Origin of the sequence: Rhizobium sp. BK251, assembly GCF_004345245.1 — a bacterium.
GTDB lineage: Bacteria > Pseudomonadota > Alphaproteobacteria > Rhizobiales > Rhizobiaceae > Rhizobium.
This window is the reverse complement of sequence record NZ_SLUQ01000003.1, coordinates 413,840-435,575: the sequence shown is the minus strand read 5'-3', so window position 1 is coordinate 435,575 and position 21,736 is coordinate 413,840. Positions and strand designations below refer to the sequence as shown.

At 61.5% G+C, this 21,736-nt stretch carries 23 protein-coding genes; 16 read left to right on the top strand and 7 right to left on the bottom strand.

Features of this window, described 5'->3' with window-relative positions:
• Window positions 1–47: 47 nt before the first annotated feature.
• A complete protein-coding gene (locus EV286_RS09110; RefSeq protein WP_132956700.1) occupies window positions 48–1,841 on the top strand; it encodes a chloride channel protein in 1,794 nt (597 codons plus the stop codon).
• Between the two features lie 9 nt (window positions 1,842–1,850).
• Here the strand turns inward: EV286_RS09110 and EV286_RS09105 are convergent, their stop codons facing one another.
• Window positions 1,851–3,305: a cobyric acid synthase gene (locus EV286_RS09105; RefSeq protein ID WP_132956699.1), complete on the bottom strand. Its 1,455-nt coding sequence runs from the start codon at window positions 3,303–3,305 to the stop codon at window positions 1,851–1,853.
• Window positions 3,302–3,541: a hypothetical protein gene (locus tag EV286_RS09100; protein ID WP_132956698.1), complete on the bottom strand. Its 240-nt coding sequence runs from the start codon at window positions 3,539–3,541 to the stop codon at window positions 3,302–3,304. Before EV286_RS09100 ends, EV286_RS09105 begins: the two co-directional genes overlap by 4 nt.
• Between EV286_RS09100 and EV286_RS31900 the strand changes: the two genes are divergently transcribed.
• From EV286_RS31900 to EV286_RS09075, 6 genes are all read left to right on the top strand, one after another.
• Window positions 3,540–3,683, top strand: a complete 144-nt coding sequence (locus tag EV286_RS31900; protein ID WP_165932811.1) for a hypothetical protein — start codon at window positions 3,540–3,542, stop codon at window positions 3,681–3,683. The two genes, EV286_RS09100 and EV286_RS31900, sit on opposite strands and share 2 nt — an antisense overlap.
• 772 nt (window positions 3,684–4,455) lie before the next feature.
• A complete protein-coding gene (locus EV286_RS09095) occupies window positions 4,456–5,454 on the top strand; it encodes an ABC transporter substrate-binding protein (protein WP_132956697.1) in 999 nt (332 codons plus the stop codon).
• A 249-nt stretch (window positions 5,455–5,703) separates the two neighbouring features.
• Window positions 5,704–6,615, top strand: coding sequence for a proline/glycine betaine ABC transporter permease (locus EV286_RS09090; RefSeq protein WP_132956696.1), 912 nt, complete (start codon window positions 5,704–5,706; stop codon window positions 6,613–6,615).
• Entirely contained in the window at window positions 6,608–7,660 is a 1,053-nt protein-coding gene (locus tag EV286_RS09085; protein WP_132956695.1) for a glycine betaine/L-proline ABC transporter ATP-binding protein, read from the top strand. Before EV286_RS09090 ends, EV286_RS09085 begins: the two co-directional genes overlap by 8 nt.
• A 146-nt stretch (window positions 7,661–7,806) precedes the next feature.
• On the top strand, window positions 7,807–8,823 hold the full coding sequence (gene bmt / locus EV286_RS09080; protein ID WP_132956694.1) for a betaine--homocysteine S-methyltransferase: 1,017 nt from the start codon (window positions 7,807–7,809) through the stop codon (window positions 8,821–8,823).
• Window positions 8,820–9,167: a hypothetical protein gene (locus tag EV286_RS09075; RefSeq protein WP_132956693.1), complete on the top strand. Its 348-nt coding sequence runs from the start codon at window positions 8,820–8,822 to the stop codon at window positions 9,165–9,167. Before bmt ends, EV286_RS09075 begins: the two co-directional genes overlap by 4 nt.
• Before the next feature lie 6 nt (window positions 9,168–9,173).
• Here EV286_RS09075 and EV286_RS09070 read toward each other — a convergent pair whose 3' ends face one another.
• The 3 genes from EV286_RS09070 to EV286_RS09060 all read right to left on the bottom strand — a co-directional run bounded on the left by EV286_RS09070 (window position 9,174) and on the right by EV286_RS09060 (window position 12,399).
• Window positions 9,174–9,896 (bottom strand): phosphodiester glycosidase family protein, encoded by a 723-nt coding sequence (locus EV286_RS09070; RefSeq protein WP_132956896.1) that lies wholly within the window; start codon window positions 9,894–9,896, stop codon window positions 9,174–9,176.
• 125 nt (window positions 9,897–10,021) lie between these two features.
• Window positions 10,022–10,717: a 4Fe-4S dicluster domain-containing protein gene (locus EV286_RS09065; protein ID WP_132956692.1), complete on the bottom strand. Its 696-nt coding sequence runs from the start codon at window positions 10,715–10,717 to the stop codon at window positions 10,022–10,024.
• A gap of 101 nt (window positions 10,718–10,818) precedes the next feature.
• Window positions 10,819–12,399 carry a trimethylamine methyltransferase family protein gene (locus EV286_RS09060; RefSeq protein WP_132956691.1) on the bottom strand — a complete coding sequence of 527 codons (1,581 nt, stop codon included), beginning with the start codon at window positions 12,397–12,399 and terminating at the stop codon, window positions 10,819–10,821.
• Between the two features lie 260 nt (window positions 12,400–12,659).
• Between EV286_RS09060 and EV286_RS09055 the strand changes: the two genes are divergently transcribed.
• Window positions 12,660–13,361 carry a B12-binding domain-containing protein gene (locus EV286_RS09055; protein ID WP_132956690.1) on the top strand — a complete coding sequence of 234 codons (702 nt, stop codon included), beginning with the start codon at window positions 12,660–12,662 and terminating at the stop codon, window positions 13,359–13,361.
• A 32-nt stretch (window positions 13,362–13,393) separates the two neighbouring features.
• Here the strand turns inward: EV286_RS09055 and EV286_RS09050 are convergent, their stop codons facing one another.
• Window positions 13,394–13,552, bottom strand: a complete 159-nt coding sequence (locus EV286_RS09050; protein ID WP_132956689.1) for an entericidin — start codon at window positions 13,550–13,552, stop codon at window positions 13,394–13,396.
• 20 nt (window positions 13,553–13,572) lie between these two features.
• Between EV286_RS09050 and EV286_RS09045 the strand changes: the two genes are divergently transcribed.
• From EV286_RS09045 to EV286_RS09015, 7 genes are all read left to right on the top strand, one after another.
• Entirely contained in the window at window positions 13,573–14,214 is a 642-nt protein-coding gene (locus EV286_RS09045) for a DUF1638 domain-containing protein (protein ID WP_132956688.1), read from the top strand.
• Window positions 14,215–14,461: 247 nt separating this feature from the next.
• Complete coding sequence (locus tag EV286_RS09040; RefSeq protein WP_132956687.1) at window positions 14,462–14,764, top strand: virulence factor; 303 nt, start codon at window positions 14,462–14,464, stop codon at window positions 14,762–14,764.
• Window positions 14,757–15,332: a methylenetetrahydrofolate reductase C-terminal domain-containing protein gene (locus tag EV286_RS09035; protein ID WP_132956686.1), complete on the top strand. Its 576-nt coding sequence runs from the start codon at window positions 14,757–14,759 to the stop codon at window positions 15,330–15,332. The genes EV286_RS09040 and EV286_RS09035 overlap by 8 nt, the downstream gene beginning before the upstream one ends.
• 5 nt (window positions 15,333–15,337) lie before the next feature.
• Window positions 15,338–16,438 (top strand): methylenetetrahydrofolate reductase, encoded by a 1,101-nt coding sequence (locus tag EV286_RS09030; RefSeq protein ID WP_132956685.1) that lies wholly within the window; start codon window positions 15,338–15,340, stop codon window positions 16,436–16,438.
• A gap of 93 nt (window positions 16,439–16,531) precedes the next feature.
• The gene (locus tag EV286_RS09025; protein ID WP_132956684.1) at window positions 16,532–17,497 is read left to right on the top strand and encodes a methyltetrahydrofolate cobalamin methyltransferase; all 966 of its coding nucleotides are present in this window, start codon (window positions 16,532–16,534) and stop codon (window positions 17,495–17,497) included.
• Window positions 17,494–17,853, top strand: a complete 360-nt coding sequence (locus tag EV286_RS09020; protein ID WP_132956683.1) for a hypothetical protein — start codon at window positions 17,494–17,496, stop codon at window positions 17,851–17,853. The genes EV286_RS09025 and EV286_RS09020 overlap by 4 nt, the downstream gene beginning before the upstream one ends.
• Window positions 17,854–17,889: 36 nt before the next feature.
• Entirely contained in the window at window positions 17,890–19,893 is a 2,004-nt protein-coding gene (locus EV286_RS09015; RefSeq protein ID WP_132956895.1) for an ASKHA domain-containing protein, read from the top strand.
• 21 nt (window positions 19,894–19,914) lie between these two features.
• On the opposite strand, the gene EV286_RS09010 is transcribed toward EV286_RS09015, so the two are convergent.
• Complete coding sequence (locus tag EV286_RS09010) at window positions 19,915–20,808, bottom strand: LysR family transcriptional regulator (protein ID WP_132956682.1); 894 nt, start codon at window positions 20,806–20,808, stop codon at window positions 19,915–19,917.
• 423 nt (window positions 20,809–21,231) lie between these two features.
• Between EV286_RS09010 and EV286_RS09005 the strand changes: the two genes are divergently transcribed.
• Complete coding sequence (locus EV286_RS09005) at window positions 21,232–21,450, top strand: hypothetical protein (protein ID WP_132956681.1); 219 nt, start codon at window positions 21,232–21,234, stop codon at window positions 21,448–21,450.
• Window positions 21,451–21,736 lie beyond the last annotated feature (286 nt).

Here is a 21,736-nt window from a genome sequence, read left to right as displayed (position 1 = left end):
GACTATAGATAGCCTTCACCACAACAAGCGCCGAACCCTCATTCTCCATGCTGCAGAAACTAGAATTCCGCCGCCTCGGTGCCCTTGCCGCCTTCCTTGACATCGGCAGGCTGAGGGCGCTTGCGAGACGAAGCGAGCTGGGGATGGCTTTCGCGGGCGCTGCGGTGGGCGTCTCGTCGGGCCTCGCGGTAACCGCGATGAGCGTGATATCGCGCAAGATGCACAGCCTGATCTTCGGAATCAGCGAGGCAGACCGGCTCAGCGGCGCCGAGATCGAGAGCAAGCTCCTCCTGCTTGCCGCGCCAGTCGCCGGCGGGATACTCCTCGGCATCATGCTCTTCTTCCTGGCTAGGACGCGCAAGAAGCCGATGGTCGACCCGATCGAGGCCAATGCCCTCCACGGCGGCCGGCTGTCGCTGACCGACAGCATCATCGTAGCGGTGCAGAACCTCGTCTCGAACGGCTTTGGCGCCTCGGTCGGCCTCGAGGCCGGATATACCCAAATCGCTGCGGGCATAGCCTCGAAATTCGGATACACGCTGAAGCTTCGCCGCTCCGACCTGCGCACGCTCGTTGGCTGTGGCGCCGCAGGAGCGATCGCCGCGGCCTTCAACGCGCCGTTGACCGGCTCTTTCTACGCTTTCGAGCTGATCATCGGCACCTACACGATCATGTCGCTGACGCCGGTCGTGGTCTCCGCCCTTGTCGCGACGATCGTTGCCCGCATGTTGGCCGGCAACGACATCATGATCGACGTAGGCACCGTCGGAAATGTCGCGCCGACGGACTACTTCCCTGCCCTTGTGCTCGGCGCGATCTGTGCCGGCGTCGGCATTCTCATCATGCAGGGCGTGACCTGGGTGGAGGAACTCGCCCGCAGGAGCTCGATTTCCCAGCCTTTCCGTCCTGCGCTCGGCGGCATCGTCGTTGGTCTCCTGGCGATGATATCGCCCCAGGTGCTCTCCGCCGGGCATGGCGCGCTGCACCTGAACCTTTCCCATGAGGTTGCGATTCCCGCTCTCATCGGCCTCTTCCTGATGAAGTCGTTCGCCTCCGCCGTCTCGATCGGCTCGGGCTTCAGGGGCGGCCTTTTCTTCGCTTCTCTTTTCATGGGTGTGCTCCTCGGCAAGCTCTTTGCCTATTGCACGCCCTATGTCTTCTCGGACGCGACGCTGACGCCTGTCATCTATGCCGTCGTCGGCATGAGTTCACTTGCGGTCGCGATCATCGGCGGGCCTCTGACGATGACGTTCCTTGCGCTGGAGATCACCGGCGACTTCCCGATCACGGCGCTGGTGCTCGCCGCCGTCATTACCTCCTCGCTCGTCGTCAGGACCACCTTCGGCTATTCCTTCGCCACGTGGCGCTTCCATTTGCGCGGGGAAAGCATTCGCAGCGCCCTCGACGTCGGCTGGATACGCAATCTCACGGTCGGCAGGCTCATGCGCTCCGACGTTCGCACGGCAAATGTCGGGATGGACATTGCAGAGTTCAGGAAGGATTTTCCCCTCGGCTCGACGCAGCGGGTCATCATCGTCGACGGGTCGGAAAAATATGTCGGCCTCGTCCTCGTCCCGGACGTCCATTCCGGCCTCGTGCACGAGAGCGGTGAGAGCGACAGCCTCGAAATCTACATTAGGCACAGGAACGACTTCCTGCAGGCACAGATGAACGCCAAGCAGGCGGCCGCCATCTTCGACAAGACCGAGAGCGAAGCGCTCGCGGTGGTCAACAACCTGATCGAACGCCGTGTCATCGGGTTGCTGACCGAGAGCCATACGCTGAGGCGCTATTCGGAAGAGCTCGACAGGCGGCGGCGCGAGATCTCGGGCGAGCTATGAGCGGCTAGCCTATCCGAGCAACCGGTTAAGCCAGTCGCGATCGAGCACGGTCTCGAGTTCGCCGGCAATCTCGTCGAGGGCCGTATCGACGCTTTGCCGGTAGCTCGTTCCTTCAGCCGAAATCCCAAAGCTGGCGAGAAGCTTGGAGCGATAGGCGTCGCTGGTGAAGAGGCCGTGGAGATAGGTTCCTATCACCATGCCGTCTGCCGAGATCGCTCCGTCGGGACGGCCGTCGATGATCGCTGATGGACGAGCGGTGTCGGGACCGGTCGTCACGCCCAGATGGATCTCGTAGCCGGAAAGCGCGACGTCGTGCTCGGTCGAGAGGGCGGTGCTGTTGCGCACGGTCTTTTCCGGTGCCATTTCCGTTTCGATGTCCAGGAGACCAAGACCCCGCTCCTGCAGCACGTTGCCTTCGATCCCTTGTGGATCCCGCACCGTCCGGCCGAGCATCTGATAACCGCCGCATATGCCGATGACGCGGCCGCCGCGGCGCGCGTGGGCGAGAACCTCCTGATCCCATCCTTGGGCTTTCAGATCCTGAAGATCGCCGATAGTCGATTTTGATCCCGGCAGGATGACGAGTGCCGCATCCGCCGGCAGCCTCTCGCCGGGGCGCACGAAGACCAGGTCCACATCCGGCTCCGCCCTGAGCGGATCAAGGTCGTCGAAATTGGCGATACGGGGAAGAACCGGCACCGCGATCCTGAGCGCGCCGGCCTTGCCGCGTGCCAAACGCTCCAGCACCACGGAATCTTCCGGCGGGAGGCGCCCGGCGGACTTCAGCCAAGGCACGACACCGAAGCACGGCCAGCCCGTGAAGCCTTGCACCGCCTTGATCCCGTCGTCGAAGAGGGTGACGTCGCCGCGGAACTTGTTGATCATGTAGCCGGCAATCATGGCGCGATCGGCTTCCGGCAGGATCGCGTGCGTACCGACCAGCGAGGCAATCACGCCGCCGCGGTCGATGTCGCCGATGAGGACGACGGGAACGCCCGCGCGTGTCGCAAAGCCCATATTGGCGATGTCGCCGGCTCGCAGGTTGATCTCGGCCGGCGAACCTGCGCCTTCGACGATGACGAGGTCGCTGTCCTTGCCGACCGCTGCGTAGCTCTCCATGACGAAGTCGAGAAGTTGCGGCTTCAGCCGCTGATAGTCTCGCCCCTTTGCCTGACCCCACACCCTGCCCTGCACGATGATCTGGCTTCCCGTCTCCGTCTGCGGCTTGAGGAGGACGGGATTCATGTGCACCGACGATGGAACGCGGGCGGCGAGCGACTGCAGCCATTGCGCGCGCCCGATCTCGCCGCCGTCGTCGGCGACCGCGGCGTTGTTCGACATGTTCTGCGGCTTGAATGGCCGAACGGAAAGGCCCTTGTTGGCAGCAAGGCGGCAAAGGCCGGCGACCAGTACCGTCTTTCCGACATCGGAGCCGGTGCCCTGGAGCATGATCGCCTTGTTCATTGCGCTGGTTCCTCCTCGTGAAAGGCCCGCTCGCATCGCCAGAGACCCTTGTTTTCCGGCCGATTGCCCAGGTTTTTCGTGACCTGAGCTGATGCTAAAATGCACCAAAAGAAGCGGTGGTCTGTTTGCGACATCTGATGGCGACTTCCTTCGTTGCGGACCCCGAGAAAGAGGATTATCTCCGCCGCAAAATCAAGGACGATAAGCCGCTTGGCCGGCGACGAGGAAACACCCATGCTCTATATCTTCAACAACAGGAATTCCATCCAGATCCTCTGGGGCTCGAAGGTCAGCAAGAACAAGGTGCAAAGCCGCGCCCAGCAACTCGATACCCGCTTCGGTCTGCTCGGATTCATCCGCACGTCAAACGTCGGCTGACAGTCCAGCGCAGGGTTCCCGCCGCCTGTTCGTCGAATGGGCGGCCTTTTCATGAAAGCGGATGGACGTCGGCTAGTTGGAAGCGCTGCCGCCATTCCTTAAACGCGAAAACCGCGCACGGCCAAAAATGACCGGCACGGTTTGCCGAAATACGCTGGCGCCTCTGCGGATACAACGCAGAACTCGCTTTCTCCGGGACGCAGAACCTGATCCGGAGAAGCAGCGGTTGTCCCCCGCCACGGCTCAACTGATAGCCGGACATTCTTACCGGAGTGTTATTGGGAAGGCTTGCGAGAACAAATTTTCCATTTTTCTTGAATTTTTTCGATATTTCCGGCATGGCCGCCCATCGCCGCGAACGGAACAGCCAACGTCTCTTTCAGGCGTGACTTTTCAACGCTTGTCGTTCCGCACTGCCGTGCAAGCGGCGCCTACGGCCATCGCTGCCCAAAATGCAGCCAGAAATGGCAGAAATTAGGCTAATTCAAGCAGTTATATAAGTGCCCGGAAACCGCTGCGTGGACAGGCTGCGGCGACAAGAGGTTGATTTCTCCGCCCGAATCCTTACGCTGAATTGACTGGCACCGCAAAAGGCGAGACTGCAACAGGGTTCTGCAGGACTCCACAAGAATTACGGGTACTGGGTATGGGGTGTCGGACAAGCGCGGGGAACGCAATTGACCGACAGAAAATTCACTGGGCTGAGAGGCTGGACGGACAGTTTGCCGTTCATCCGGATCTTTAACTGCAAGGATACTGGGAGATAAAGGACATGCAGAAGCTCATCGCTTCACTCTTCATCGCAGGGGGCATCTATGCCCTAGCCGGCGCGGCGCAAGCCGCGGAATGCGGTGACATCTCAATCGCCGAAATGAACTGGGCGTCGGCCGGTGTCGCCGCCCATGTCGACAAGATCATTCTGGAAAGCGGCTATGGCTGCACGGTGACGCTCGTCACGGGCGACACGCAGCCGACCTTCACCTCCATGGACGAAAAGGGTGAGCCGGACCTTGCACCCGAATTCTGGACCAACGCCGTTCGCACCGCCCTCGACAAGGCAGTTGCGAAAGGCCGCCTGATCGAAGCGGCGCCGCTGCTCAGCGACGGTGCGGTACAGGGCTGGTGGATTCCGAAGTTCCTGGCAGATGCCCATCCCGACATCAAGACGGTACAGGATGCGCTGAAGCATCCGGAACTGTTCCCCGCTCCGGAGGACCCGTCCAAGGGCGCCGTCTATAATTGCCCGTCGGGTTGGAATTGCCAGATTTCGACTGCCAACCTCTATAAGGCGCTCGGCGGCGAAAAGGCAGGATTCGATCTGGTTGACACCGGTTCGGGTGCAGGCCTTGATGGCTCGATTGCCAACGCCTTCGAAAAGAAGATCGGCTGGCTCGGCTACTATTGGGCTCCGACGGCTATTCTCGGCAAATACGAGATGTCGAAGCTTTCCTTCGGCGTACCGCTCGACAAGGCCGAATGGGACGCATGCACGGCAATCCCGGATTGCGCCAGCCCCAAGGTAAACGACTATCCGGAGACGGCCGTTTTCACGATCGTTACCAAGGGCTTTGCCGAAAAGGCTCCGGTTGCCATGGACTATGTCAAGACGCGCAAGTGGGACAATGCCACGGTCAACAAGGTGCTTGCCTGGATGACCGAGAACCAGGGCACGAACGAGGACGCAGCGAAGTATTTCCTGAAAACCTATCCGGACCTGTGGACCAAGTGGGTTGCACCTGACGTTGCGGAAAAGGTCAAGGGAACACTCTGACGGAATGCCTGGCGGCGGATCAATTTCCGCCGCCATTTAGTCCCGCCGCTGATGGCGGGCAGCCCGACGACGTGCCACGATGTCTTGGCGACATGGCACAAGGGCTATGGCGTCGCAAACGGCACGATGCGCGGCCGGCGATCGTCGTAAATGAATCCAGTGCGCCGGAACCCGTCCGGCCGCGCGCTCTCGGTCCCCGCCAGCAGGCCATCTGGGTTGACCGAAACCGTACAAAAAAGGGGAAAGCAGATGGCTCTGCAATGCACTTTTCTGCCGGATATACTGTGCAACTTTCCGGCAATCGACGATCAGATGATCCGCAATGCCCGCAAGACCATCGATGACGGCTTCAGGGCGCTCGTACGCAGCTATGTCGACCTGATCGATGCGATGGTCCAGCCGCTGCAGTGGTTTCTGAATTTCCTCGAGCGCCTTTTCGTGACCACACCATGGGTGATCGTGCTCCTGGTCATGCTCGCCGTCGTCTATCTTGCGAGCCGCAATCTCAAGATCGTCTTGGGCACCGCCATCTCGATGCTTCTCATCGGCTATGTCGGTCTTTGGAACGACACGATGATCACGCTTGCCATGGTCACGGTCTGTACCCTGATAGCGATCGTCATCGGCTTGCCAATCGGCATTCTCATGGCCCGTTCCGAGCGCCTCCAGTCGATCGTCAATCCGATTCTGGACGTGATGCAGACCATGCCGAGCTTCGTCTATCTCATTCCCGTCGTCGTCATCTTCGGGATCGGCAAGGTGCCGGGGTTGATCGCGGTCGTTATCTATGCGGTTCCGCCGATGATCCGTCTTACCAACCTCGGCATCCGCCTGGTCGACAAGGAAGTCCTCGAAGCGGCCGACGCCTTCGGTTCCTCGCACCGGCAAAAGCTGTTCAACGTGCAGATACCGCTCGCCCTTCCGACGATCATGGCGGGCATCAACCAGACGATCATGATGTCGCTCGCGATGGTCGTCGTCGCCTCCATGGTGGGCGTCGGCGGTCTCGGCAAGAATACGCTGCAGGCGATCAACAATCAGTTCTTCACCGTGGGGTTCCTCAACGGCTTCGCGCTGGTTGCGATCGCCATCATATTCGACCGCACGAGCCAGGCCTACGGCCGGCGGCTGCAGAAGCACTCGGAGGTCATCCATGGCTAGTCACGCGATCGATATCAAGAACCTCTACAAGATCTTCGGCCCTCGCGGACAAGACCATATCGACAAGGTCAAGGCGGGCATGAGCAAGGCCGAGCTCAACGAGACTTTTGGCCATGTTCTCGGGCTCCAGGACATCAATATCGCCATGCCTGCGGGTCAGATTACCGTCGTCATGGGCCTTTCCGGCTCGGGCAAGTCCACTCTGATCCGCCACATCAACCGGCTGATCGAACCGACGTCCGGCGAGGTCCTCTACGACGGCGTGGATGTCTGTCGGATGAACGAGGCCGAGCTTCGCGAATTCCGCCGCCACCGGACGGCAATGGTCTTCCAGAAGTTCGCGCTGCTGCCGCACCGCACGGTCATCGAGAATACGATCTACGGTCTGCAGATCCAGGGCGCCCCGCGTGCCGAAAGCGAGAAGAAGGGTCGCTACTGGATCGAGCGCGTCGGCCTCACGGGGTTCGAAAACCACTTCCCGAACCAGCTCTCCGGCGGCATGCAGCAGCGTGTCGGCCTCGCCCGGGCACTGACCAACGATGCCGACATCCTTTTGATGGACGAAGCCTATTCGGCGCTCGACCCGCTCATCCGCGTCGACATGCAGACCGTGCTCCTGGACCTCCAGAAGGAATTGAAGAAGACCGTCGTTTTCATCACCCATGATCTCGACGAGGCACTGCGGCTCGGTGACAAGATAGCCATCCTCCGGGACGGAAGCGTCGTCCAGCAGGGAAGCGGTCAGGACATCGTGCTCAAGCCGGCCGACGGCTACATTACGGCTTTCGTCAAGGAAGTGAACCGTGGCCGTGTGATTGAGGCGCAGACGGTGATGGGGCCACTGACGGGTGACGCCCACGGCCTGCCCATCAAGGGAACGGCGACCCTGGAGATCGCTGCGAAGCAAATGACCGAGGCTGGTCAGGCGACCGCGCTTGTCGTCGACGCCAACGGAAAGCCGATCGGCTCCCTTGACCTGCAGGCCATCATTTCCGCGATGGTCACGCCCACGACGCATTCAGCCGAGCAAATGGCGGCTGAATGACGCCTCTCTCGCCGATTGCAGCCTAAGTTGCAGGTGACTTTTTTCCTGTGTGACTTCGATTCCGGGCGTTTCAATCTTCTTCGTTCGGCATTGAAGTCATATAAGGATATCTTTATGAGTTTCTCACGATCATTGAGGAAACAGACATGGCACCTGCACGCAACCCCTTGACCGATCTTCTCGCCCGCAAGGGCGTTCTTCTGGCCGATGGAGCCACGGGCACCAATCTCTTCGCGGCGGGGCTCGAGGCGGGCGAGGCGCCGGAGATCTGGAACGAGGCGCACCCCGAGCGGATCACCAAGCTGCATCAGGATTTCGTCGATGCGGGTGCGGACATCATCCTAACCAACAGCTTTGGCGGCACCCGCCATCGCCTGAAACTGCATCACGCGCAGGATCGCGTCTTCGCCATCAACAAGGCGGCGGCCGAGATCGCACGCGCGGTCGCGGACAAGGCCGGACGCGAGGTGATCGTGGCAGGCTCCGTCGGCCCGACGGGCGAACTGCTGCTGCCGCTCGGCGCACTCTCCTACGAGGACGCTGTCGCTGCATTTGTGGAGCAGATGGAGGGCCTGAAGGCCGGCGGCGTGGATGTCGCCTGGATCGAGACGATGTCTTCGCCGGAGGAAATCCGGGCGGCCGCCGAGGCTGCCGTGAAGATCGGCCTGCCCTACACCTATACCGGCTCCTTCGACACGGCCGGCAAGACGATGATGGGTCTGGATCCCAAGGACATTCACGGCGTGGCCGCGGATATCGGTGCGGGGCCGGTCGCCGTCGGCGCCAATTGTGGCGTCGGGGCCTCCGACATCCTTTCGAGCCTCCTCGACATGACGAACGCCGATCCGAACGCGGTCGTCATCGTGAAGGGCAATTGCGGCATACCCGAATACCGCGGCGCCGAGATCTACTATTCCGGCACTCCGCCGCTGATGGCGGACTATGCACGTCTCGCCCGCGACGCCGGCGCAAAGATCATCGGCGGCTGCTGCGGCACCTCGTGCGACCATCTTGCGGCCATGCGCCAGGCCATCGACAGCTACACGCCCGGTCCGCGGCCGACGATCGAGACAATTGTCGAGCGGATCGGACCACTTCGCAACAAGACGGCCGCCGAAAGCGGGGCTGCACCTCCGCGCGAGCGTGGAAGGCGCCGTGGATGACGGCTGCTCCATTTCCCGATCGCGATACGGTCGCCGAGAAGCTTTCCAGCCTCGGCGATCAGGACAAGGCTTTCCTGCTTCTCATCATGGAAAATCCCGCTCAGGACGATAGCCTGGTCGAGGGCCTCCATCGTCATCTCGATGGCGCTGCCGCGACGCGCATCCTTAATACGCTGAAGCTCGAGAGGCTGGGCGAATGGCTTGGCACCGGTGCTCCGCCGCGCCTGCAGATAAGGCTGATGGAGGCGGCGCGTTCGAGCCAGCACCCTGCGTACACGGCCTTCAAGGCAGGTCTCATACGCTCCGGCGGGCTGGAACGGGCGTTCCCGAAATCCACAGTCTGAGCGGGCTCACTTGGCCACCGGCGCCACGACGGCGAAGATCGGACCGACTGGGAAGAGCCGGTCATGGCGATTGATCTCGGGCGCATAAAGGCTTGAGATCGAACCATCGAGAAACAGCGCATTGTCGCAGCCGAGAACGTCGCGGAAGAGCAGCGCGAAGTCATAAAACCGGATCGGATCTTCGGAAATTACCGCGTGGACGATGCCGTTCGCATCGACGCCGACACCGTTGCGGACGTTGAGGCTGTCGCTGTGCGGCAGGAAGCGCGGATGGATCTTGCCGTCTATGACGAGCATGGGGCCGGACTGGGTCGCAAAGCGCGGCTTTATCCCTGCATCGAGGTAGGCCCGGGTCTCCACTACGCCTGCCTTGCCCATGGCTAGATAGAAGACCCCGTTCGGAAGCAGGTGGAAATTGCCCCACCCCCTGCCGGTACTGATCTGCTGTTGCTCGACGCCACCCTCGACATAGAGACCGACAGCCGATAGGTCGGCGTGATACATGCCGGCATTCATCGCAAAGAGTATGTTTGTTCCGCCGGGCTCGATATCGTCGAGCATCGCCTGGAAGCTGCCATAGGGCTTTCCGGAGGCGTCGGCGTGATAGAGGCGCAACTCCTCGGCGGCCGGATCGAAACTGCAGACAATGTAATGGTGGCCGAGATGCGCGACGCGGCGGCAGTGATCGCCGGCAATGGCCGGATGGCCGGCAAGATACGAACCGAACATGGTGAGGAGCCCCAGCAGGAATCGCTTCATCGGTGTTCCCTTGGCCATTCCGCCTTCCGCCAATCTCACGCCCGTTCCGAATCAGACAACGACGTTGAATAGGGCAGAATGCCGGACTGCGCCACCTAGATCCACAGCGCTTCCATGTGAAAGCGCAGTTGCGCCGGAGGATAGCTATGGGCCGCACCCACCGGGCATGCGGCCCGGGCAAGGCAACCCGACTGCATGCAGCCTGCCTTGCCCTCTTCCGTCGGCAGATGGCTGCGACAGCGCGCGACCGAAAAGCCCAGTTCGGTCACCGCGTCAACCGGACAGGTGCGAAGGCAAGGCTTTTCAGCACATTCGTCGCACGGGTGCGGCGCATGAACGGCTGCTGGAGCGTGGTCAATTCGATCTTCAAAGCCGAGCGCGCCACGATAGCCGTGCCACAGGCCGTACTCGGAATGGATGAGTATTCCGAGGGGCGAGGCTATCAAGCCCTCTGCCATCGTCGCCCATTGCTGGAAAGGCTGCCATGGCGGCTCGGAGGGGAAATAGGCAGTGGCGCCGAGAGTTTCCGCAAGCGGTGCGATGAGTTCCTTCGACCAGTCGTCGAGCGGATCCGTCCGGTCCCGGTTCTCCGCGAGTTGACGCCAGTGGTCGAAACTCTGCCATATCGAGCCGCCGATATTGCCCAGCAACACGACGCTCGCGGCCGAGCCGCCTCCGTGCAGGGTGGGCCCACCGCCCCTCCCGCTGAAATCGGCTACGCCACGCGTAAAAATTCCGTGCGGTTCGAGAGCCGCACGGATTTCGGGTAGGACCGTCGTGGGGGCGGTCACGACTTAGCCCCCGGTTTGTAGTGCGGTCGCCAGACTTCCTTTTGAATCAGGTCGGCAACGCGCACTGCACCGCCTTGCTCCCTGGCGGCTTCGGGCTCGCTTCAGGTGAAGGCGTCGGGCATCGAGTCCTTGCGCTTCTGGATATAGGCAAGCAGAGCGTCGTCGATAGCCGGATCGAGAGCCGGTGCCTCGTAGTGTTCGAGCCAGGAGCGGCAAAGCGCGTTGGCACGCTGCTCGATGCGCTTCTCACCCTCGACCTCCCACTGCTCGTAAGAATTGTTGTCGGCAAGGGCCGAACGATAGAAGGCCGACTGGAAGTTGGCCTGTGTATGGGCGCAGCCGAGATAGTGGCTTCCCGGGCCGACCTCGCGGATGGCATCGAGCGCCTGACCGTTTTCCGAGAGGTCTATGCCTTCGGCCATCTTCTGCATCATGCCGAGCTGATCCTGGTCGATCATGAACTTCTCGTAGGAGCTGACGAGGCCGCCTTCGAGCCAGCCTGCGGCGTGGAGCACGAAGTTCGTCCCGGCAAGCAGCGTCATGTTGAGCGTGTTGGCCGATTCATGGGCGGCCTGGGCATCGGGCACCTTGGAGGCGCACAGTGATCCGCCGGTACGGAACGGCAGGCCGAGACGCCGCGCAAGCTGGGCCGCACCATAGGAGACCAGAGCCGGCTCGGGGGTACCGAAGGTCGGTGCACCGGACTGCATGGAAATCGAGGCGGCAAAGGTGCCGAAGAGCACCGGCGACCCCTTGCGTATAAGCTGGGTGAAGGAGGCGCCGGCGAGCACCTCCGCGAGAATCTGCGTCAGGGTGCCGGCAACGGTCACCGGGCTCATGGCACCGGAGAGGATGAATGGTGAAACCACCGACGCCTGATTGTGCCGGGCATAGACCTTCAGGGCGCCGAGCATCGTCTCGTCGAAGACCATCGGCGAGTTGGCGTTGATGAGGTTCAGCGTGACGCAATTGTTCTCGACGAATTCGTCGCCGAAGACCAGCTTTGCCATCGCCACCGTATCCTCGGCCCGCTCCGGAGCGGTCACCGAACCCATGAAAGGCTTGTCGGAATATTTGATGTGGCTGTAGACCATGTCGAGGTGGCGCTTGTTGACCGGAACATCGACTGGCTCGCAGACCGTGCCGCCGGACGAATGCATCGACGGCGCCATGTAGGAAAGCTTCACGAAATTGCGGAAGTCCTCGATCGTCGCGTAGCGGCGCTTGCCGTCGAGGTCGCGCACGAAAGGCGGTCCGTAGACGGGCGCAAAGACCGTCGCCTTGCCGCCGATATGGACGCTGCGCGCAGGGTTGCGGGCGTGCCAGGTGAATTCCTTCGGCGCGGTCTTGAGCAATTCCCGGCACAGCCCCTTGGGAAAGTGCACGCGCTGCCCCTTGATATCGGCACCCGCCTCCTTCCAGAGTGCAAGTGCTTCGGCATCGTCGCGAAACTCGATGCCGATCTCTTCGAGCACTGTGTCCGCGTTGCGTTCGATAAGGGAAAGCCCTTCTTCGTCGAGCACTTCATAGACGCCGATCTTGCGCGTGATGTAGGGAAGCGACGGGCCGGCGCCGCCACCGCTTCGCGAAGCACGACGCGCGGCCGCGCCCCGTCCCTCGCCTCTCGAGCGACGTCCGCCGCCATCGCCCGCGCCTGCTGTGTGTTCCGTCAAGTCGTCCATGATTGCTTCCTCATTCCTGGGCCGATGGCACTTCTTGTTGCATGCATGCTAGCCGATCCAACGACCGAAACGTTCCTTTATGCGCCAGTCAGTAGCAAAGGACAGACATTCGGGAGGTGCGACGGACGACCGTGCTGGTCGTTATTTATCCGGGCAACGTCGCATTCGAAAAGAGTTTTGTCATGGTTGAGGTTTAACTCTTGTTGAGGCAGTCTGCTCCAACCGCGTCATCAACGCATCGCACCAACGGGAACCCCATCATGTCGGACGACGAAATCATCCTTGCGGAACTCTCTGACGAAGAACTCGTGCAGCAGATGCATGACGACCTCTACGACGGACTGAAGGAAGAGATCGAAGAGGCCACGAATATCCTGCTGGAGCGCGGTTGGGCGCCCTACGACGTGCTGACTGAAGCCCTCGTTGAAGGCATGCGCATCGTCGGCATCGATTTCCGCGACGGCATCCTCTTCGTGCCGGAAGTGCTGCTTTCCGCCAATGCGATGAAGGCGGGCATGGCCATCCTTCGCCCGCTGCTGGCAGCGACCGGCGCGCCGAAGCAAGGCAAGCTGGTGATCGGCACCGTCAAGGGCGACATTCACGACATCGGCAAGAACCTCGTCGGCATGATGATGGAGGGCGCCGGTTTCGACGTCATCGATCTCGGAATCAACAATCCGGTCGAGAATTATCTGGAAGCGATCGAGCGCGAACAGCCCGATATCCTCGGCATGTCGGCGCTCCTGACAACGACCATGCCCTATATGAAGGTTGTCATCGACACGCTCAAGGAAAAGGGCATGCGCGACGACTATATCGTGCTTGTCGGCGGCGCACCGCTGAACGAGGAATTCGGCAAGGCGGTTGGTGCAGACGCCTATTGCCGCGATGCGGCGATCGCGGTGGAAACCGCCAAGGAGTTCATGAGGCGCAAGCACAACAGTCATGCGGCCAGCGCCTAAGGTCCGGCCGCAGACTCTATCGGACGCCCTTGCTAGTTAGCTGCTCGCGCGACGCTGCGGCCGGCGGCCTCGGTCGCATTGACGGTATTGGCCGCATCCCTGCCCACACCGCGAATGGTATTGGCGCAGGAGGCCAACATGAAAAGAGCGATGACGGCGGCACTTGCTTTCATCAGGGTCGATCGAGTCATGATCAGGAGTCCTTCGTGAAATGGGTTTTGACCGAAATGAGGCGGGAGTCCCCCTCCCGCATCCTGAACGCGCGAAACGGGAAAAAGTTCACGTAATTGCGTGCGGTGCAATCGCGCGCGAGATATTGGCGGTAAACCGTTTGAACGGCTTCGACCATATCGATCTTCACTGTCTGCCCGCCATCTATCATTCCTATCCACAGAAGATTGCTCCGGCCCTCGAGGAGGCGATTGCCGAGGCGCGCGCCGAGGGTTTCGAACGCATTTTCATCGGCTATGCGGATTGCGGGACCGGCGGCGCCATTGACGCGATCTGCAACCGGGAGGGCATCGCCCGGCTTTCCGGGCCGCACTGTTATTCCTTCTTTGCCGGGAACGAGGAATTCGCCGCGCGCGCTGACGAGGATTTTGACGCCTTCTTCCTGACCGACTTCCTTGCGCGCCAGTTCGACGCATTCGTCATTCAGCCGCTTGGCCTGGATCGTCACCCTGAGCTGAAGGAAATCTATTTCGGCAACTACCGGAAGCTCATCTATCTCTCGCAGGAAGAAGATCCGGCATTGCAGGAGAAGGCGAGGAATGCCGCCGGCTACCTCGGGCTCGACTATATCTATCGCTTCACCAGCTACGGCGACCTGGGCCGCGAACTGTCGGCCGTCTGATTACGACATGATTGTTAATGGCGGCCTCCGGTCGTCGCGAAATACGATGTCGCACGGCACTTCGTGCGCCAAAAGAATCCTTTGAAATTCCGGTGAAAATCGCCAGCTTCGCAGCAAACGACCGCAGGGCGGCTCAAATATGATCTGCCACAATCAGCCGCGTCGCTTTTTGGCGTGTGCCGCGTCGTGGCAAGCGCAGTCCCGGATGTTGCGGCGGTGCATTGTGCGGGCAAGAGGAGTGTATCGAATGGCGGATCGCATCATAGTCTACTGGCGGGATATTCCGGCGCAGGTCATCATTCGGCAGGGCCGAAAGACGGCAAAACGCGAGCTCAGCCTTCGCTTCACGGAGGCGATCGACATGTGCGCGATGCGTACAGGTGCAGCCGAGACCGACGACTATCTTGCCGAGTGGCGCAAGGCCGACCCGATGCCCGTATCCGACGATCTCGAGGCCGAAGCCGACAAGGCGGCCGCCGAGTTCGAAGCCGCCTATGACAGGGAACGTCTCGTCGCACTCGTCAAGGCCGGGGGACGCGAGAATGGCTGACGAAAAGCCGAAGCCGGGCAATGCCGCGCCCGCGGCGAAGGCCGCAAGCGGCGCCTATACGCCCGCCGACGTCTCACCCAATCGCCGTGCACGCCACAAATATACGGTTAGGCTCTGGGCCGTTCGCCACTCGCGCTTCCTCGAATGGTTCTATAGCCGCTTCGCCGACATGTTCCTCCTGTTGCATCCCCTGTGGAACGCGATCGGTTACGCTCGCGTCGAGCGCCCGGTCACCTTCGTCGAGCGCCATGTGAAGGGCTTTCTCTTCGACTGTCGAATGTGCGGCCAGTGCGCGCTTTCGTCGACCGGCATGTCCTGCCCGATGAACTGTCCCAAGCAGTTGCGCAACGGTCCGTGCGGCGGCGTTCGTGCCAATGGCAACTGCGAGGTGGAGCCGGATATGCCTTGTGTCTGGGTTCAGGCCTGGAATGGTTCCCGCAACATGGTGAAGGGCGATGCAATCATGAACGTGCAGAAGCCGGTGAACCAGTCGCTGCGGGAGACCTCCTCGTGGCTGCGCGTGACGGCGGAAGCGGCCGCGGCCCGCGCGCCCAAAAAGGAAGCCTGATATCCATGGCGCATATCGACGAAAATCCCCTTGGCGCCCACCTGCCGCTCGATCCCCTGCCCGGCCATTCATCCCACGGGCGGCTGGAACGTGTGCTCCGTCGCGGCGAATTCGCGGTGACTGCTGAACTGAACCCGCCGGACAGCGCCGATCCCGAGGACGTCTACGAGCGCGCTTCGATCTTCGACGGCTGGGTGGACGGCATCAACGCGGTCGACGCCTCCGGCGCCAATTGCCATATGTCGTCGGTCGGCATCTGCGCGCTGCTGACCCGCATGGGCTATGCACCGATCATGCAGATCGCCTGCCGGGACAAGAACCGTATAGCAATCCAGGGCGACGTGCTCGGCGCGGCCGCGATGGGCGTCTGCAACATCATGTGCCTGACCGGTGACGGCGTGCAGGCCGGCGACCAGCCGGGAGCGAAGCCGGTCTTCGACCTCGATTGCATGTCGCTGCTCGAAACCGTGCGCATCATGCGTGATAACGCGAAGTTCCTCTCCGGCCGAAAGCTGTCGACCCCGCCGAAGGTCTTCCTCGGTGCGGCGATCAATCCGTTTGCTCCGCCCTATGACTTCCGGCCTTATCGGCTTGCGAAGAAGATCGAGGCCGGTGCGCAATTCGTGCAGAGCCAATATTGCTATGACGTGCCGATGTTCCGCGAATACATGAAGAAGGTCCGCGACCTCGGCCTTCATGAACAATGCTTCATCCTTGTCGGTGTCGGCCCGCTTGCCTCCGCGCGCACGGCGCGCTGGATGCGCTCCAACGTGCCCGGCGTCCATATTCCGGACGCGGTCATCAAGCGCATCGAGGGAGCGCAGGACCAGAAGAAGGAAGGCAAGCAGCTCTGCATCGACATCATCAACGAGGTGAAGGAGATCGAGGGCGTTTCGGGCATCCATGTGATGGCCTACCGGCAGGAGGAATATGTAGCCGAGATGGTTCACGATTCAGGCGTTCTGGAGGGTCGAAAGCCCTGGAAGCGCGAGGCCAATCGTGATGATGAGCGTATCGTCGAGCGTCTGGAGCATCTTCGCGAAGGCAGGGAAGAAAATCAGCAGGAACTGGCCGAGATCGCCTCGCATCACACTCCGACGCATTGAAATTCCGGCAGGTGGCGGAGGAGCCGGCCTGCTTGTAACACCCATCGCGGCACGATAGACCAATCCGACCGCGCCCTTGACAGAGGATCACAAATGACGCGCACTATCGTTGCATCCGCTACCCGCGAAATCATCATCGGTTTCGACCAGCCCTTCTGCGTGATAGGCGAGCGCATCAACCCGACGGGCCGCAAGAAGCTTGCCGCCGAAATGGTCGTGGGCAATTTCGACACTGTCATCAAGGATGCTCTGGAGCAGGTGGCGGCCGGGGCGACCATGCTCGACGTCAATGCCGGCGTCACTTCCGTCAACCCGAATGAGACCGAGCCCGGGCTTCTCGTGCAGACGCTGGAGATCGTCCAGGGTCTTGTCGACGTGCCGCTGTCGATCGACAGCTCGGTCTCGGCCGCAATCGAGGCTGCGCTGAAGGTCGCCAAGGGGCGCCCGCTGGTCAATTCGGTCACCGGTGAGGAGGAGAAGCTGGAGGCCATCCTGCCGCTCGTCAAGAAATACGACGTGCCTGTTGTCGCCATCTCCAACGACGAGACCGGCATCTCAATGGATCCGGACGTCCGCTTCGCCGTTGCCAAGAAGATCGTCGAGCGCGCCATGGACTACGGCATCAAGCCGCACGACGTCGTCGTCGATCCTTTGGTCATGCCGATCGGCGCACTAGGTGATGCCGGTCGTCAGGTCTTCGCGCTCCTGCGCCGCCTGCGTGACGAGCTGAAGGTCAACACGACCTGCGGCCTCTCCAACATTTCCTTCGGCCTGCCGCACCGTCATGGCATCAATGCCGGCTTCATTCCCATGGTCATCGGCGCCGGAATGACGTCGGCGATCATGAACCCCTGCCGTCCGCAGGAAATGGAGGCCGTGCGCGCCGCCAACGTGCTGAATGGTACGGATGCGAACTGCACCAACTGGATCATGACCTACCGCGATTACAAGCCGGCCGAAGGCGGATCGGCCGCGGCTGCAGCCCCCGCCCCGGCTGCCGGCGGTGGTCGGCGTGGCGGACGTGCGGCGCGTGCCGGCGTGGGAGCGAGGACGGAATGAGGGCACCAATCAGGCCGGGCCTCGCCCGCGATCTTGCCAGCCTCTGGTTTCAGGCGCCCATGGTCATTGCCATGCGCAGCCAGGCGATGGGTATCGCCATGATGACCGGCAATACGAAAAACATGGCGGAATTCAATCGCATGGTGACGGAAAAGGCTGCGGCCGCCGTGGAGAGCGCGATGGCCGTCAATGCGGCTGTTGCCGGGCAGGCTATGACGGCAGCGGCGGCGATCGCGACCGGGCGCAAGCCGAAGTCCTCGGCAAAGGCGGCAGAGAAGATCGCCCATGCGGCGGTGAAACCATATAGCAAGCGGGTCCGATCCAACACGCGCCGCCTGTCGAAGAAGAAAGTCTGACCGTTGGCAGATGCTATCAACCCTCTCGTCCTGTTCATGCCATCTGGCAAGCGCGGCCGCTTTCCACCGGGAACGCCCGTGCTGGAGGCGGCGCGGCAGCTTGGCGTCTATGTCGAGAGCGTATGCGGCGGGCGGGCGACGTGCGGCCGGTGCCAGGTCTCGGTGCAGGAAGGCAATTTCGCCAAGCACAAGATCGTCTCCTCCAACGACCATCTCTCGTCGATCGGTCCGAAGGAGCAGCGCTATGCCTCGATACGCGAGCTGCCGGAGGGGCGCAGACTGTCGTGCTCGGCCCACATACTGGGCGATCTCGTCATCGATGTGCCGCAGGACACAGTCATCAATGCTCAGGTGGTCCGCAAGGATTCCGACGGACGTGTGATCGAGCGCGATGCGGCCGTCCACATGTGCTATGTCGAGGTCGAGGAGCCGGACATGCACAAGCCGCTCGGCGATCTCGACCGGCTGAAGGCGGCGATCGCCACGGACTGGAAATACGAAAATCTCGAGGTGGACTTCCACCTTAACCCCCGGGTGCAATCCGTCCTGCGCAAGGGCGACTGGAAGGTCACGGCCGCGATCCACAAGGACGAGGGAAGCGACCGTCCACGCCTCGTTGCGCTTTACCCCGGCCTGAAGAACGAGGCCTACGGCATCGCCTGCGATATCGGCTCGACGACGATCGCCATGCATCTTTCCTCCCTTCTCTCCGGCCGCACGGTCGCGTCGGCTGGCGCGTCCAACCCGCAGATCCGCTTCGGCGAGGACCTGATGAGCCGCGTTTCGTACGTGATGATGAACCCGGATGGTCGTGAGGGCATGACCAACGCGGTCCGCGAAGCGCTGAACGGCCTGATCGACAAGGTTTGCGCCGATGGCGGCGTGTCCCGCGAGGATATTCTCGAAGCGGTCTTCGTCGGCAATCCGATCATGCATCATCTCTTCCTGGGCATCGACCCGACCGAGCTCGGAGGCGCTCCGTTTGCACTCGCCGTCTCGGGTGCCGTTCACCTGAAGGCGTCGGAGATCGGCCTGCCGATGAATGCCGGCACCCGCGTCTATGTGCTTCCATGTATCGCCGGCCATGTCGGCGCAGATGCTGCCGCCGCGACGCTCAGCGAGGGGCCGCACCGGCAGGACGAGATGATGCTACTTGTCGACATCGGTACGAATGCCGAGATCGTGCTCGGCAACCGGCACCGGGTCGTCGCCGCCTCGTCGCCGACGGGCCCCGCGTTCGAGGGAGCAGAAATATCCTCGGGACAGCGCGCGGCGCCCGGCGCCATCGAGCGCGTACGCATCGATCCCGTGACACTCGAGCCCCGCTTCCGCGTGATCGGCATCGAGCCCTGGTCGGATGAGCCTGGCTTTGCCGAGGCCGCGGAAAAGGTTGGCGTCACCGGCATCTGCGGTTCCGGCATCATCGAGGTGATCGCCGAAATGTACCTTGCGGGCATCATCTCGGAGGACGGCGTTGTCGACGGTTCGCTTGCGGCGCGCTCGCCGCGAATCCTCCAGAACGGCCGGACCTTCTCCTACCTGATACAGCAAGGCGAGCCGCGCATCACCATCACGCAGAACGACGTGCGCGCCATCCAACTCGCCAAGGCCGCGCTTTACGCGGGCGTCAAGCTGCTGATGGACAAGCAGGGTATCGATCATGTCGATCGGATCGGCCTCGCTGGCGCCTTCGGTACTTTCATCGATCCGAAATACGCCATGGTTCTCGGCCTGATACCGGACTGCCCGCTCGACAAGGTGAAGTCGGTCGGCAATGCGGCCGGCACGGGTGCGCGGATGGCGCTGCTGAACCGTGGCTACCGGCGCGAGATCGAGGAAACAGTCAGAAAAATCGAGAAGATAGAGACGGCTCTTGAAGCGAAGTTTCAAGAGCACTTCGTCTATGCCATGGCCCTGCCGAACAAGGTCGATGCCTTTCCCGAACTTGCAAAGGTCGTCACGCTGCCTGAGCGCAAGATGTCGGCAGAAGGCTCGGGCGATGAGGGCACCGGCAGGAGACGTAGGCGAAACCGCGAGTGATCCGGGACGATCTGGGCCGCATCACGCGGCCCTCGCGAGCTCCGTGAAAGCGTGGCGGATGGTATCCGCTACCGCGCGAACCGGCCCCGCCGCATGCGGGCTTACCATCAGGCGGATATCGAATGATGTAAGTTCCGGAAGGCCTTCCTTTGCTCCCAGGATCACCATGTCTTCCGTAACGTAGGAGCGCGGGAACGGCGCAATCGCAAGGTCCGACACGACGGCGGCGCGTTGCGCCATCGTGTGAGCGCTGAGATAGGCGACGCGATAGGGACGCTTGGCCCTCTCGAGCTGCGCGATCGCGTCCATGCGCCAGATGCAGCCCTCCTCCCATATGGAAATCGGCAGTGGATCCCGCAGATGCGCGGTCCCGCATTTTGCACCGGCCCAGACGAGCCGCTCCGTATAGATCACCTCGCCGCCGCTCGGGAACGGCCGGGTTGCGCAATTGATCAGCGCCAGGTCGAGCCTCTGCTCCTCCATGCGCCGGCGCAGCGCCAGGCTCATATCGACCGTGACGTCGATCATGATGCCCGGATAGCTTTCCGCGAACCCCCGCAGGATGCTCGGCAGGAGCCGCTCGCCAATATCGTCAGGGGCACCGAGCCGCACGACACCACTGAGCTCCGGCATGATGAACCTGGACACGGCCTCGTTGGAGAGAGCCAGCATCCGCCGCGCATAGGAAAGCAGGATCTCACCGTGCTGCGTCAGCGTCACGGAACGTGCATCCCGCAGGAACAGCGTGGAGCCAAGCTGGTCCTCCAGCTTCTTGATCTGCATGGAAACGGCTGACGGCGTGCGGAAGACGGCCTCTGCGGCCGTCGAGAAATTTCCGGTCTCGGCAATCGCGACAAAGGTTCTGAGAACTTCGTTGTCCAGAAGCGGGATGGGACGGCGCAAGGGTGCATTCATCGTCGGATCCTTCAATAAAACTGAATTTAAGAACCATATCATTTCGTTTGTCTGAATGTCAACGAAGCACCATATTAGGTGCATCGAAAGCGAGGGCTGAAAAGGAGCCCGAAATGGTACATGAAACCTTCCGCGACGTATTCCGTAGTTTCCTTGTCTATCGTGCCCGCGAAGTACTGCGGACGACAAGACGTCGGACAGTACGGGAAATGACACGTCTGCCCGAGCATCTACTCGATGACGTGGACGCACGCAGTCTGCCGGCCGAGCCGGGATCGCCGCTTTCCCTGGGCCCGCATACGCGCTGGTAATCCATCAGCGCTTGTTATGGCAAATATCAAACCTATTCGCTTGATTGATATGTCGGCTACGCCCATATCTACACACAGGGGTGAATCTCGCCCCTACCAAAGGAACCGAAACATGACCACGATCAGCTACAGACAGACTGGAAAGGCGCACGGCTCCCACTTCTTCGGCGCGTCCTCCTACGCCCACATCTCCGACTTCGCCCACAAGCTTGCCGCGCGTTGGCACCGTTGGCAGACGGCTCGGGAGATTGAGTCCATGCCGTTCGATATCCGCAAGGACATTGGCTGGCCTGCCGCCGACATCAACGACGAGCCTAAGGCAATGCAATGATTGCGACATCGCCAACATTTCGGCGGCGGTACTCGTCCGTGAGACGTTCCGCCGCCGAAGTTTCGCTTGGCACTGAATATTTCCTTTTTATTTCATAGCCCTGCCGGGTGCGAGCGCAAACCGCCGGTTTCCTGGGCGCAGATATGGCAACAATGTGCTGGCGAATCTGCCATGTCGCTAAAATAATAGTTCCCCGACGCTAACTTCCATGCAAATGTCGTATTTGGACTATCGAGTTGACGGTTTCCCGGCGAGGAATATGGGACATCGTCGCGGAACATGGATT